Below are 13,108 nucleotides of genomic sequence, written 5' to 3'. Positions count from 1 at the left end.
TGATGCCTTCAGAGCACATCGACACCCGGCTGCTCGAAGAACTCACCGAGCAGTCGCAGGACCTGAACAGCGACGCGCTGCGGATCACGCACGGCGCGCTGACCGACTTCGGGCAGGCGGTCGGACCCGTCCGGCGCCGCTGGTGGCAGCGTGGCGGGCTGGTCGCCGGAGCCGTCGGGACGGCCGCGCTCCTCGGCGGCACCCGCGCCCTCGCCGACAGCCCCTCGCCGTCCGGCTCGATGGCCGACGACATCATGGCGCTGCAGACCGCCGCGTCGATCGAGAACCTCGCCGTGGCCGTCTACCGGACCGCTGTCGGACTGCCGTTCATCAAGGACGGCAACAAGACGGTGGCCGCGTTCATCGCCAAGACCACCGCCCAGCACCAGGCGCACGCCAAGGCGTTCAACGCCGCCGCGACCGCCGCCGGCGGCAAGGCCCAGAACGACCCGGACCCGACGTACAAGGCCGTCGTCGACCAGGCGCTGCCGAGCATCAAGGGCCCGGCCGACGTGGTGAAGCTCGCCATCACCCTGGAGGACGTGGCGGCGCAGACCTACGCCAGGAACGTGAGCCAGGTGAGCAGCGCGGACCTGCGCAAGCTCTTCGCGTCCGTCGCCCCGGTCGAGGCCCAGCACCGCGCCACCCTGCTGGCCGTGCAGGCGCTGCTCGCCGGCAACGCCGCCGACCTGGTCACCATCCCGGTCGACCCGGCCAAGCTCCCGGCGGCGGCCGGCAGCGTCGGCTTCCCCGACGCCTTCTACAAGACCGACAGTGCCTCGCCGATCACCGAAGGAGCCGTCAAGTGACCGCGCACGACTGGGAGCTCCAGATCAGCGAAGGCCAACTCGCCCGTCTCACGGCGGAGATGGACGAGGCCCACCGGGCGACGCTGCCCGCCATGCGCACCGGCGCGCTGGACCTGGGCGAGGAGATCCGCGCCCGCCGGGGCGACGAGCCGCGCGACGCCGGGCGGCGCCGCTTCCTGCTCGGGGCCGGCGGCGCCGCGCTCGCGCTCACCCTGGCGGCCTGCTCCAGCAGCAAGCCCACGGGTGCGCCGCCCACTTCCGGCAGTTCCTCGGCGCCGCCGTCCGGTTCGGTGTCGGGCCAGTACACCGGGGACCTGAAGGTGGTGGCCCTGGCCGTCGCGCTGGAGAACCAGGCCGTCGGCGCCTACCAGGCAGCCCTCGACGCCGCCAAGGCCGGCAAGCTCGGCACCGTCCCCCCGGCGGTCGCCACCTTCGTCACCACCGCCATGGCTCAGCACGCCGACCACGCCAAGGCCTGGAACGCGGTCCTCACCGGGGCGGGCAAGCCCGCGATCACCAACGTGCCGCTGACCAACCAGGCCGCCACCACCGAGGCCCTGGGCAAGGCCGCCAGCGTGGGCGACGTCGCCAAGCTCGCCCTCCAGCTGGAGGACCAGGCGGCCCAGACCTACCTCTTCGCGACCTACAACGTCACCAGCCCCGCCGGCATCGCCACCGCCGCCACCATCGCCCCCGTCGAGGCCATGCACGCCGCCATCCTCAACTACGTCCTCGGCCAGTACCCCGTCCCCGACGACTTCCTGCCCGTCGACAAGGCGGCCAGTCCCACCCTGCTCACCGTCTGAGCAGATCCAGAGCGGTGCGCGCCCGGGCGCGAGACGTCGACACCCCCGCGCCCGGGCACGCACCTTCCCCCCCACCCCGGAACGGAAGTGCACCCGTGACCGCCGTACGCCTGCGCGCCGCCCTGAGCGCGGCCCTGCTGGCCCTTGCGCTCGGCGCCTGCTCGTCGAGCCCCGCCGGATCCCACGCCCCCGCCGGATCCCACGCCCCGGCCGGCTCCTCCGGCCCGGCCCCCTCCGGGGCCCGGATCACCATCAAGGACTTCCGGTTCCAGCCGGCCACGCTCACCGTTCCCCCGGGGCAGAGCATCACCGTGGTGAACGAGGACTCCACCGCCCACACCGTCACCGCCGACGATGGGTCCTTCGACACCAAGGCCGTCAGCGGCGGAGCATCGGCCGTCTTCGCCGCCCCGGCGAAGGCCGGCGGCTACCCGTACATCTGTGCCATCCACCAGTACATGCACGCCACCCTCACCGTCAGCTGACCGGCAACGAAGCGCCCACCCGCGTACGGAGACCAGCGTGTCCGGCCCAGGCGGCCCGAGCCGCCCCCGGGCCCTGCTCGGCGCCGTCCCCGGTGGGCGTCGCCCGGCAGGGCTGACGGGCGGTCGTCAGGCCGGGCGGGGGAGGTAGGCGAGGCCGTGGGCGCCCGGGTCGGCGAGCTTGGGGATGGTGAGGCGGGAGACCGGGGTGAGGGTGGCCAGGTCGATGACGTCGACGGTGGAGGAGATCACGCCGGCGACGTAGGCGAGGCCGCCGTCCGGGGAGGAGGTGATGGTGAGCGGGAAGAGGCCCACCTCGACGGAGCCGAGGCGGCGGTGGTCGTCGGCGGCGAACACGGTGAGACGGCCCGGGAGTTGACGGCCCAGGGCGGAGCCGGAGGCGGGGGTCGACCGGACTTCGCCGGCCAGGAGCCGGCCGGTCGAGGTGAGGTGGACCGGCAGGGCCGGGGAGTCCGTCGGGAGGACGGCCGTGACGGTCGCGGTCGGGACGTCGATGACGCGGATGCCCGGGGCCGCGGCGGGGGCGGTGGAGGTGGAGAGGTACGGGCCGGCGGCGTAGACCCGGGTGCCGTCGGAGGAGACGGCCAGGCCCTCGCTGCCGGGGACCTCCACCTTGGCGGTCAGCGTCCCCCGTTCGAGGTCCACGACCGAGACGAAGGGCGCCTCCTTGTTGGTGGCGAAGCCGGTCCGGCCGTCCGGGGAGACGGCGAACCAGTGCGGGCCGGGGGCGTCGGTGTCGATCCGGCCGAGCGGGCGGCGGGTCGCGGTGTCGATGACCACGACGCCGCCGGGGCGGTCCTCGCCGCCCTCCACGCTGACGTACAGCCGGCCCCGGGCGGTGTCCAACGCCAGCCCGTGCGGGCCGTGTTCGGGGGCGAGGTCGATCACCTCGACGATCCGGCGGGTGTCGGCGTCGATGACGGTCAGCTCGGTGCGGCGGCCACTGTTGGCGTGGTAGTAGCCCGAGTGGTAGGCGCTGCTGCACCAGAGCAGCCGCTGGGTCGGGTCGAAGCACAACTCGTGCGGCTCGGCGATGACTTGGAGGGTGTCCAGGTGCCGGTCGGTGGCGGCGTCGAAGAACGAGACGGTCGGGCCGCTCTGGCTGACGACGGCGAGCACGTCGCCGGCGCGGGCGGTGCGGGAGAGCTGTGACATGAGGACTCCTCAGGGAGGTTGCGTGTTCGTCTCCACCTTCGTCGGCGGTGGGGGCGGGAACAATGCAAGGATCGGCATCGGATAGTTGCGCTGAACGCAAAGACCGAGACCGGGGGCGTGCGGATGCTGGACCTCAACCTGCTGCGGGCACTGGACGCCCTGCTCCAGGAGAGCAGTGTGACCCGCGCGGCCGAGCGGCTCGGCACCTCGCCCGCGGCGGTCAGCCGGATGCTCGCCCGGCTGCGCCGCGCCGTCGAGGACCCGCTGCTGGTGCGCGCCGGGCAGGGCCTCGTCCCGACCCCGCGGGCGCTCGAACTGCGGGAGGAGGTCAGCGCGTTGCTGCGCGGCTGCGACAGCGTGCTGCGCCCCGGCGCCGGGTTCGACCCGGTGCGCCTCGACCGCACCTTCACGGTGCAGGCCGGGGAGCTGATGCTGGTGCGGACGGCTGCCGCGCTCGCCGAGCGGGTCCGGGCGCAGGCCCCGCGGGTGGACGTGGTCTTCCTGCCGGAGGCGCTGGAGGACGGGCCGGCGCTGCGGCAGGGGCTGGTGGATGTCGAACTGGGCGTGCTCGGCGGCCTGGACCCGGAGGTCCGCACCCGGCAGCTCCTCCGCGTTCCGCTGGTCGGCCTCGCCAGAGCCGGCCATCCGCTGTTCGACGGCCGCCGGATCACCGCCCGCCGGTTCGCCGCCGTCGACCACATCGGCGTCTCCCGGCGCGGCAAACGGCTCGGCCCGATCGACGCCGGGCTCGCCGGACTCGGGCTCCGGCGCCGGGTGGCGGTCATCGTGCCCAGCCACACCGGCGCCATGCTGCTGGCCAGGGACAGCGACCTGATCACGCTGGTCCCCGAGGACTGGCTGCCGGACACCGTCGCCGCGCTGGGCCTGCGCACCTTTCCGATCCCGCTCGAACTCGCCCCGCTGGAGTTGGGGATGGCCTGGCATCCGCGCAACTCGGCGGATCCGGGGCACCGCTGGTTCCGGGAGCACGTGGCGGCCGCGGTGCTGGGCGCGGACCCGCGCCACCCGGCATGAGGGGGGAGGGTGAACGCGGCGCCCCGGCTCGGTCCGTGGCATAGGGTCGGGATACCCTGCCGGGGTACGTGGGGGTGGCGCTGAGGGCGGAGGCGGGAATGGCGCGGTCGCGGCAGTTCGGTCCGCCGGTGCCGGTGCCCGTGCCGGTGCCTTGGGTGCTGCGCCTGCTGCTGCTCGCCGCACTGCTGCTGGGCATCGTGACCATGCACACGCTCGGCCATCCGGGCGGCGGGCACGGCGGGCACGAGGGCCCCGGGACGGGTGTCTCAGCGATGCCTCCGGCGGGTGCCGCGCACCACGGACCGGCCGCCGGGCCACCCTCCGTCCACGCCGCCGCCCACCCTGCCGCCTTCGCCGTCGGTCCCGCCGTCGACCCCGCCGCCCCCGGCGGCCTGGACCCGATGGCGGTCTGCCTCGCCGTCCTGGCCGGCTGGACCCTGGTGCTCCTCGTCGTCGGCCCCCTGCCGAGGCGCAGCGGTGACGCCGCCGCCGAGGTGCGGGCCAGGCTGCTGACGGCCGTCCGCGCGCTGCCCCCGCCCGGGGGCGGGCGGATACTCCTCACCCGGCTTTCGGTGCTGCGCCAGTAGGCGCGCGCCCGCCGTTCCGCGCCCGCGCCCCGCTCAGGAGCGCCCGCGCGCACGCCCACGCGCCCGATCGCGCCCCGAAGCGCCCGCGCACGGAACGGCCGACGCGACGTCCTGCACACCCACACACCACACGAGGTGCACTCCGCCATGCGCACACCCACCCGTCGTACCCTCCTCGGCGCCGCGCTCGCCGCCGCCGGGACCGGCCTGCTGACCGCCTGTTCCTCCGGTTCCCCCGGCTCCTCCGACTCCATGAAGGGCATGGACCACGCGGGCATGAACCACGGCCCCACGAGCGGATCGGCCGGAACACCCGGGACGGCCGGAGCACCCGGGACGACCGGAACACCCGGCTACCTCGCCCCGAACGGTCCCGAGGTCGCCGCCGCCGAGGCGGCACGCAAGCCCGGCCCGGAGCGGAAGGTCGCGCTCACCGCCACCGAGACCACCCTCGACCTCGGCGGCCGCACCGTCCGCAGCTGGGCGTACGGCGACCGCCTGCCCGGCCAGGAGGTGCGCGCCACCCTCGGCGACACCCTCGCCGTCACCCTCGCCAACCACCTGCCCCAGCCCACCTCGCTGCACTGGCACGGCCTCGCGCTGCGCAACGACATGGACGGCGTCCCGGGCCTGACCCAGGCCGACGTCAGGCCCGGCGCCTCCTTCGAGTACCGGTTCGCGCTGAGCCACCCGGGCACGTACTGGTTCCACCCGCACTCCGGAGTCCAGCAGGACCGTGGCCTGTACGCACCGCTGATCGTCGAGGACCCCAGGGAGCCGCTGGCCTACGACAGGGAGTGGGTCGTCGTCCTGGACGACTGGGTGGACGGCGTCGACGGCAGCACCCCGGACGCCGTCCTCGCCGAACTCGCCCAGGGCATGGGAGGGATGGACCACTCCGGCGGCTCCGGGAACGGTGGCCACGAAGGGCACGACATGCCGGGGATGTCCGGGACGGGAAGCGCTCCGAGCGGCGCGGCCCCCTCCCGGATGCTGATGGGCGCCCGGAGCCCGCTGCTGGGCGGCGACGCCGGCGACGTCGCGTACCCGTTCCACCTGGTCAACGGAAGGCTCGCCACCGCACCCGAGACCTTCACCGCCAAGCCCGGTGACCGGATCCGGATCCGGCTGGTCAACGCGGGCGGTGACACCGCCTACCGGGTCGCCCTCGGCGGCCACGAGCTGACCGTCACCCACACCGACGGCTTCCCGGTCGAACCGGCCACCACCCAGGCGCTGCTGCTCGGCATGGGCGAGCGCTACGACGTGCTGGTCACCGCCGGGGATGGCGTCTTCCCGCTGACCGCGCTGGCCGAGGGCAAGAACGCCACCGCCCTGGCCGTGCTGCGCACCGGCGGCGGCGCCGCGCCCGACGCGGCCGTCCGCCCGGCCGAGCTGGACGGCCGGCTGGTCACCGCCGGGCAGCTCAGGGCCGCCCCGGACGTCCGGCTGCCCGCCAGGACACCGGACCGCACGGTGAGGCTGGAGCTCACCGGCGGGATGGCGAAGGCCGACTGGGCGTTCAACGGCCGCAGGTACGACCCGGCGCAGCGCCACCCGGTGGCGGCGGGGGAGCGGGTGCGGCTGGAGTTCCGCAACAGCACCGCCATGTGGCACCCCGTCCACCTGCACGGACACAGTTTCGCGCTGCCCGGCGACGGCCCGCGCAAGGACACCGCGATCGTGCTGCCGGGTACGACGCTGGCCGTCGACTTCGACGCCGACAACCCGGGCCTGTGGATGGTGCACTGCCACAACGTCTACCACGCGGAGACGGGAATGATGACCGTCCTCGGTTACCGGGCCTGACACCGGGCTCCCCCCCCCGCGATTCCTTCCGAGTCATTCCGAGCCTCCCGCGAGGGAAGGGATTTCGGGCTTCACCGAGGGAGGGACCCCGGGCCGCACCGCCGGCCCGGGGTCCCGCCGTTCGCGGCACCCGAACCATCGCGCCGTGCCACCCGCCCCGACCTGCGCGGCCATGACGTTTTCTTAACGCGGCCCGATGGCGGTTTCTTAACGCTGGTCGCATAGCGTGTCGCCCTGCCGTCGCCCGACGGCGTTTTTACGGGGTCTTTAAACAAGAGGTGCAAGGTGGTTTCGTCGGGTTCGACGGGGACGGCGGAGACGGGCGCGCCGTCGGCGCGAATACGGCTCCGCAGCTGGCTGCTGGAGGACGTGACCGGGGAGAAGCCGGCGACGAAGCCCGCGCAGGAGTCCGAGGGGCAGGACGCCCCGGAGGCGCCGCCCGGGGGCGCGGCGGCGGGGGGCTCCGCCGCGTCCGGTGCGCCCGCCGGCCAGCGCTGGTGGCGGGTGATGTGCCTGACCGGCCTGGACTACTTCTCGACGCTCGGCTACCAGCCGGGCATCGCCGCCCTCGCCGCGGGCGTGCTGTCGCCGATCGCCACCATCGTGCTGGTGGTGGTCACCCTGCTGGGCGCGCTGCCGGTCTACCGGCGGGTGGCCAAGGAGAGCCCGCGCGGTGAGGGCTCGATCGCGATGCTGGAACGGCTGCTGTCGTTCTGGAAGGGCAAGCTGTTCGTCCTCGCGCTGCTCGGCTTCGCGGCGACGGACTTCCTGATCACCATCACCCTGTCCGCCGCCGACGCCAGCGCGCACCTGGTGGAGAACCCGCACCTGACCGGCATGCTCGGCGGCAAGCAGGTGCTGATCACGATGGTCCTGGTGGCCATGCTCGGCGCGGTCTTCCTCAAGGGCTTCAGCGAGGCGATCGGCCTGGCGGTGTTCCTGGTCGGCTCGTACCTGCTGCTGAACGTGGTCGTGGTGGCCGTCGGCCTCTGGAAGATCATCGAGGCGCCGCACGTGGTCACCGACTGGACGGAGGCGCTGACCGCCCAGCACGGCAACCCGGTCATCATGGTCGGCGTGGCCCTGGTGACCTTCCCGAAGCTGGCGCTCGGCCTGTCCGGCTTCGAGACCGGCGTCGCGGTGATGCCGCACGTCAAGGGCGACCCCGACGACACCGAGGCGAACCCGGCCGGCCGGATCCGCGGCACCCGCAAGCTGCTGACCACCGCCGCCGTGATCATGAGCTGCTTCCTGATCGCCACCAGCTTCATCACCACGCTGCTCATCCCGGCCGACCAGTTCAAGGCGGGCGGCGAAGCCAACGGCCGCGCCCTGGCGTACCTGGCGCACGAGTACCTGGGCGGTGCCTTCGGCAGCGTCTACGACCTCTCCACCATCGCGATCCTCTGGTTCGCCGGCGCCTCCGCGATGGCGGGCATGCTCAACCTGCTGCCCCGCTACCTGCCGCGCTACGGCATGGCCCCGCACTGGGCGCGCGCGGTGCGGCCGATGGTGATCGTGCTGACCCTGATCGGCTTCCTGGTCACCTGGATCTTCGACGCGAACGTGGACGCCCAGGGCGGCGCGTACGCGACCGGTGTGCTGGTGCTGATCAGCTCGGCCGCGATCGCGGTGACCATCGCCGCGCACAAGAAGCGCGAGCGCGGCTGGACCGTCGCCTTCGCGGTCATCGCGGCGATCTTCCTCTACACCACCGTGCTGAACTGCCTGGAGCGTCCTGACGGTCTGAAGATCGGCGCCTGCTTCATCGCCGGCATCATCCTGGTCTCGCTGCTCTCCCGGCTGCGCCGCGCCTTCGAGCTGCGGGTCACGAGCGTGGAGCTGGACGATGTGGCTGAACGTTTCATCAGGGACTACGCGCACCGTCCGCTGCGGCTGATCGCCAACGAGCCCAGCCACCGCGACCACGCCGAGTACCGCGACAAGATCCGCCAGATCCGCGCCGACAACGACATCCCCGACGAGGACGACCTGGTCTTCGTCGAGGTGACCGTCCGCGACGCCTCCGACTTCGAGGCCGAGCTGACCGTCCGCGGTGAGGTGCTGCACGGGCGCTACCGGGTGCTGACCCTGGAGAGCTCCAGCATCCCCAACGCGCTCGCCGCGCTGGCGCTCACCGTCCGGGACCGCACCGGCCAGCGGCCGCACCTGTACTTCGAGTGGACCGAGGGCAGCCCCTTCGCCCAGTTCCTGCGGTTCTTCCTGTTCGGACAGGGCGAGGTCGCGCCGGTCACCCGCGAGGTGCTGCGCGAGGCCGAGCCGGACCGCTCGCGCCGCCCGCGGGTCCACGTCGGCTGAGCACCCGCGCCCGCACGCCGACGGCCCGTCCGCTCCTGGTGAGCGGACGGGCCGTCGGTGCTTTCCTCGCGGTGTCTTCCCTGTGGGTCTCTTCCCTGCGGGTGTCTTCCCTGCGGGGCCTTCCCGGTGGGACCGGTGGGGCCGTCGGGGTCAGGACGGCAGTTCGAGGACCTGGCCGGGCTGGATGAGGTCCGGGTCCTCGCCGATGGTGTCGCGGTTGAGCTCGTAGAGGGCGGTCCACCCGCCGGGCACGTCGAGGGACTCGGCGAGCTCGGCGAGGGTGTCGTTCTCACGGACGGTCCAGGTGCCGTCCTGCGGCGTGGAATGTGTGGCCGACGCGGTCGGCTTCGACGCGGTGGCCGGGGGCGGCTGGACGGTCTCGCGGGGGTGGTCGCGGGTGGCGCGCGCGCCGCAGACCGGCCAGGGGGACAGGCCACGGCGGTCGGCGAGGTGCTGGGCGACGGCGATCTGCTGCTCGCGGGTGGCGAGGTCGGCGCGCGGGGCGTACCCGAGGCCGCCGTTCTCGCGCCAGGTGGGCTGGTCGAACTGGAGACCGCCGTAGTAGCCGTTGCCGGTGTTGATGCGCCAGTTGCCGCTGCTCTCGCAGGCCGCCACGCGGTCCCAGTCGTACGAGCCGCCGTCAGCCCTCCCGGGGTCGGACCCGCCGTCGCGGCCTGGTGGCGCGGCGTGGGCCGCCGGTGCGGCGAGGGCCACGGACAGGGCGCAGAGCGCGGTCGGAACGATGCGGCGGAGACGGGCGGTGGGAGGCATCGGCGGCTCTCATGCTGGGGGACAGGGCGGGGCGCCGTCCGCGGACGGCGCTCTCCCACCCATGCACGCTGGACGGGGCGTTCCGTCGCCGACACGTCCGGCAGGTCACCCGGGCGGCGGCCGTGGACCACCCCGGCGGCCCGCGGCCGATCGGCCGTCACCCTCGTCGCTCGTCGTCACCGCCGGTTGCCCGGCGTCGCCGCGCGGCGACGCCGCCCGTCGAGGCCACTCGTCGGCCGCCGGACGGACGGGCGGAATGCCGAAGCGGGGGCCCGGCGTCCGGGAGCCAGGCCGCACGCAGTACTCGCCGCGGCAGTAGACGACGACCTCGGTGTCCGCGGGGGGCTCGTCCGGCGGGCCGGCCCGCCGGACGGCAGATCAGGGACCGGGCGGTGCACTGAGGGGCCCCGGCAACCCGGCGTTCAACTGCCCTTTCCCGTACGCGAATTCGATGCCATCCGCCCTCTTGTCAAAGGTTAGTGAAGTTTCCTAACTTGATGTCATGTCCGAGACACCACGGCACTCCCGGCGTGACCTCCTGCGCGTCGGCGCGATGGGCGGAGCCGCCCTCGCCGCCGGCGGCCTCCTGCTGCCCGGCACCGCCCAGGCCGCCCCGCGCCTCACCACTCCGAGCCCCGTCGCCCTCGACCTCCCGACCGTCCCCGCGCCCCGGAGCGAGCGGACCGCGGGGTCCGCGCTGCGCCCCTTCGGCCGGCACCTCGCCTTCGGCGCCGACCCGTCCCAGCAGGTCGTCGTCTCCTGGCAGGTGCCGGACGCGGTGACCTCCCCCTTCGTCAGGATCGGCGTCCAGCCCGGGGACCTCGGCGCCCCGGTCGCCGCCGAGGTCCGCACCCTGGTCAGCAAGCTCTCCTGGCAGAAGCCGGTCGAGGACCAGCCCCCGGTCAAGCCCACCACCGTCACCCAGTACTACCTGCACGCCCAGCTGGACCAGCTGATCCCGGACACCACCTACTACTACGTCGTGGGCCACCAGGGCTACGACCCCGCGGGGCAGCACACCAGGCTCGGCGACATGGCGAGCTTCCGCACCGCGCCCGCCCCCGGACGTGGCGCCGGATTCACCTTCACGGCCTTCGGCGACCAGGGCATCGGCTACAACGCGGCCGCCACCGGCCACCTGATCGCCGGCCTCGACCCCGCCTTCCACCTCCACATGGGCGACCTCTCGTACGCCAACGCCGGCGGCAGCGGCAAGACCAGCGACGCGTACGACGCCCGGCTGTGGGACTCCTTCTTCGTGCAGAACGACCCCGTCGCCTCCAGGACTCCGTGGATGCCGGCGATCGGCAACCACGAGATGGAGCCGTGGTACGGGTCCGACGGCTACGGGGGCATGCGCGCCCGGTTCACCACGCCCGACAACGCCTGGAGCCAGTCCACCGGCATCTACTCCTGGCGCTACCAGAACGTCGGCCTGATCAGCCTCGACGGCAACGACGTCTGCTACAACACCCCGGCCAACCTCGACTACACCAAGGGCAAGCAGAAGAAGTGGCTGGAGAGCCGGCTCGCCGCGCTCCGCGCCGACAGCGGCATCGACTTCATCGTCGTCTACCTCCACCAGTGCACCTACTCCACCTGCCACGACAACGGAGCGGAGCTCGGCGCGCAGCAGGACTGGGCCCCGCTGTTCGACAAGTACCAGGTGGACCTGGTGCTCAGCGGCCACAACCACGTCTACGAGCGCACCGACCCGATCCGGGCCGGCAAGGCCACCCGCAAGGTCGCCTCCGGTGACACCGTCAACCCGGTGAAGGACGGCACCACCTACGTCGTCGCGGGCGGCGGAGGCGGCGGGCTCTACTCCTTCCCGGTCTCCGACACCTACCTCGGGCACGAGACCGGCAACGACAAGCCGGTGCCGATGGTGGTCTCCGAGCGGGACGGCCACAACCAGACCGTCAAGGTCACCTGGTCCAGGGTCCGCTACACCGGCTACTGCCTGGTCGCGGTCGACGTGACGCCGGGCGCCGCGGGCAAACCCGCCCGCATGGAGGTGCGCTCGCTCACCGAGGACGGGACGGCGGTGGACCGGGTCACCGTGCAGCGCGGCTGACCCGCGCCCGCGTACCCGGCCCGGGTCGAGTACGCCCGGGTTGAGTACGCCCAGGTTGAGTACGCCTACTCAGGCGGCCGGCGGCGGCGTCCGGCGAGCATGGAGGCGTCAGCCCGCCGGACCCCACGGAGGACCAGCCATGCTCAGCCGGATCGCCGGCACCCTGGTGCCCGCCCTCGGACGCCTGTCCGTCAGCTCGGAGACGCCGGGCCCGGTCGCCCCCGGCAGCATCGTCGCGGCCAACCACAGCTCGCTCGCCGACCCCGGCGTGGTGCTCGCCGCACTGCGCCGGCTGGGCACCGAGCCGGTGGTGATGGCGGCCGCCGGGCTGTGGCGGGTGCCGGTGCTCGGCGGGGTGCTGCGGTCCGGCGGACACATCCCCGTCCACCGCGGCACGGCCAGGGCCGCCGCCGCCCTCGACCCGGCCGTGGCGGCGCTCGCGGCCGGCCGGGTCGTGCTGATCTACGGGGAGGGCGGCCTGCCGGACCGCCGGGACTCCCGCGACGCCGAGCCGGGCGCGTTCCGCACCGGCCTGGCCAGGCTCGCGGCGGCGAGCGGCGCCCCGGTGGTGCCGCTCGGCCAGTGCGGCGCCCGCCGCCTCAGCTCGGGCAGCACCGCCAAACAACTCGCCGGCTTCGCCACCGCCCCGCTGCGGCGCCCTGCCCTGCACGTCCACCTCGGCGCACCGCTCCACCTGGCGGGCGATGTCGCCGAGGCCACGGCCGCCGCCCAGCGCGCCGTCACCGCGGCCTGGCGCACCGCGGAGCGGCGCTGCTGTCGGCGGGGCCCTCGGACTCACCGGGCCTCGGGCTGAGGGGTCGGCGCCCTCCTACGTGCCGGCCGCCCGGACATAGATGTCGGCGCCGCCTCCGAGACCGAAGGGCCGCCGCACCACGAAGATCCGGCGCCCGGCCTGCCCTTCCGGTATCAGCTCGCCTCGGCCGGCTCGTCGCCCGGCAGCGCGACGCGAAGATCGCCCGGCAGCGGGGCGAGGGCGCCGGGCTGTCGCAGGTCGTACGTGGAGAGGAAGTTTGCGAGGTTGACGTCGTCGCTGTCACCGAGTTCGTAGTGCAGGTAGGAGACCGGCGATCCGTCGGTGGCCCGCGACAGAACGGCGTCCGTGGGAATGAAGTACCTTCCCTTGCGGGGGTGTTGGGTGCGGTGCAGACCCGCCGACCGCTCCGCGCGGTCGTTGTCCGTCTCCGGCGGATCGAGGGTTCGCAGGAACCCGGCCACG

The 13,108-nt window shown here is 73.8% G+C and carries 12 protein-coding genes; 9 read left to right on the top strand and 3 right to left on the bottom strand.

Translation table 11 applies throughout. The features are described 5' to 3' along the window. Positions 1-2 precede the first annotated feature (2 nt). The 3 genes from ACZ7C5_RS07345 (at position 3) to ACZ7C5_RS07335 (ending at position 2,100) form a co-directional block, all read left to right on the top strand. Positions 3-809, top strand: a complete 807-nt coding sequence (locus ACZ7C5_RS07345; RefSeq protein WP_401092415.1) for a ferritin-like domain-containing protein — start codon at positions 3-5, stop codon at positions 807-809. Beyond that, a complete protein-coding gene (locus ACZ7C5_RS07340) occupies positions 806-1,615 on the top strand; it encodes a ferritin-like domain-containing protein (RefSeq protein ID WP_401092416.1) in 810 nt (269 codons plus the stop codon). Before ACZ7C5_RS07345 ends, ACZ7C5_RS07340 begins: the two co-directional genes overlap by 4 nt. Before the next feature lie 95 nt (positions 1,616-1,710). Next, on the top strand, positions 1,711-2,100 hold the full coding sequence (locus tag ACZ7C5_RS07335; RefSeq protein WP_470322198.1) for a cupredoxin domain-containing protein: 390 nt from the start codon (positions 1,711-1,713) through the stop codon (positions 2,098-2,100). A gap of 126 nt (positions 2,101-2,226) precedes the next feature. Here ACZ7C5_RS07335 and ACZ7C5_RS07330 read toward each other — a convergent pair whose 3' ends face one another. Continuing rightward, positions 2,227-3,273 carry a YncE family protein gene (locus ACZ7C5_RS07330; protein WP_470322197.1) on the bottom strand — a complete coding sequence of 349 codons (1,047 nt, stop codon included), beginning with the start codon at positions 3,271-3,273 and terminating at the stop codon, positions 2,227-2,229. A gap of 126 nt (positions 3,274-3,399) precedes the next feature. On the opposite strand from ACZ7C5_RS07330, the gene ACZ7C5_RS07325 reads away from it, so the two are divergent. The 4 genes from ACZ7C5_RS07325 (at position 3,400) to ACZ7C5_RS07310 (ending at position 9,023) form a co-directional block, all read left to right on the top strand. Then, positions 3,400-4,308, top strand: a complete 909-nt coding sequence (locus ACZ7C5_RS07325; protein ID WP_470322318.1) for a LysR family transcriptional regulator — start codon at positions 3,400-3,402, stop codon at positions 4,306-4,308. 98 nt (positions 4,309-4,406) lie between these two features. Beyond that, positions 4,407-4,895 carry a hypothetical protein gene (locus tag ACZ7C5_RS07320; RefSeq protein WP_470322196.1) on the top strand — a complete coding sequence of 163 codons (489 nt, stop codon included), beginning with the start codon at positions 4,407-4,409 and terminating at the stop codon, positions 4,893-4,895. Between the two features lie 147 nt (positions 4,896-5,042). Further along, a complete protein-coding gene (locus ACZ7C5_RS07315) occupies positions 5,043-6,704 on the top strand; it encodes a multicopper oxidase family protein (RefSeq protein WP_470322195.1) in 1,662 nt (553 codons plus the stop codon). Positions 6,705-7,211: 507 nt separating this feature from the next. Then, on the top strand, positions 7,212-9,023 hold the full coding sequence (locus tag ACZ7C5_RS07310; RefSeq protein ID WP_470322317.1) for an APC family permease: 1,812 nt from the start codon (positions 7,212-7,214) through the stop codon (positions 9,021-9,023). Positions 9,024-9,173: 150 nt separating this feature from the next. Here the strand turns inward: ACZ7C5_RS07310 and ACZ7C5_RS07305 are convergent, their stop codons facing one another. Further along, complete coding sequence (locus ACZ7C5_RS07305) at positions 9,174-9,794, bottom strand: transglycosylase family protein (RefSeq protein ID WP_401092421.1); 621 nt, start codon at positions 9,792-9,794, stop codon at positions 9,174-9,176. A gap of 502 nt (positions 9,795-10,296) precedes the next feature. On the opposite strand from ACZ7C5_RS07305, the gene ACZ7C5_RS07300 reads away from it, so the two are divergent. Continuing rightward, positions 10,297-11,871 (top strand): purple acid phosphatase family protein, encoded by a 1,575-nt coding sequence (locus ACZ7C5_RS07300; RefSeq protein WP_401092422.1) that lies wholly within the window; start codon positions 10,297-10,299, stop codon positions 11,869-11,871. Between the two features lie 139 nt (positions 11,872-12,010). After that, entirely contained in the window at positions 12,011-12,685 is a 675-nt protein-coding gene (locus ACZ7C5_RS07295) for a lysophospholipid acyltransferase family protein (protein WP_470322194.1), read from the top strand. Between the two features lie 113 nt (positions 12,686-12,798). Here ACZ7C5_RS07295 and ACZ7C5_RS07290 read toward each other — a convergent pair whose 3' ends face one another. After that, entirely contained in the window at positions 12,799-13,107 is a 309-nt protein-coding gene (locus ACZ7C5_RS07290) for a hypothetical protein (protein WP_470322193.1), read from the bottom strand. Position 13,108: the final 1 nt, after the last annotated feature.

The sequence above is a fragment of the Kitasatospora sp. NPDC036993 genome (assembly GCF_055607525.1).
This window is presented reverse-complemented; position numbering and strand designations above follow the sequence as displayed.

Coding starts and splice junctions, on each gene's coding strand:
- ACZ7C5_RS07345 (WP_401092415.1), top strand. CDS start 3: ATGCCTTCAGAGCACATCGACACCCGGCTGCTCGAAGAACTCACCGAG.
- ACZ7C5_RS07330 (WP_470322197.1), bottom strand. CDS start 3,273: ATGTCACAGCTCTCCCGCACCGCCCGCGCCGGCGACGTGCTCGCCGTC.
- ACZ7C5_RS07320 (WP_470322196.1), top strand. CDS start 4,407: ATGGCGCGGTCGCGGCAGTTCGGTCCGCCGGTGCCGGTGCCCGTGCCG.
- ACZ7C5_RS07315 (WP_470322195.1), top strand. CDS start 5,043: ATGCGCACACCCACCCGTCGTACCCTCCTCGGCGCCGCGCTCGCCGCC.
- ACZ7C5_RS07310 (WP_470322317.1), top strand. CDS start 7,212: ATGTGCCTGACCGGCCTGGACTACTTCTCGACGCTCGGCTACCAGCCG.
- ACZ7C5_RS07305 (WP_401092421.1), bottom strand. CDS start 9,794: ATGCCTCCCACCGCCCGTCTCCGCCGCATCGTTCCGACCGCGCTCTGC.
- ACZ7C5_RS07300 (WP_401092422.1), top strand. CDS start 10,297: ATGTCCGAGACACCACGGCACTCCCGGCGTGACCTCCTGCGCGTCGGC.
- ACZ7C5_RS07295 (WP_470322194.1), top strand. CDS start 12,011: ATGCTCAGCCGGATCGCCGGCACCCTGGTGCCCGCCCTCGGACGCCTG.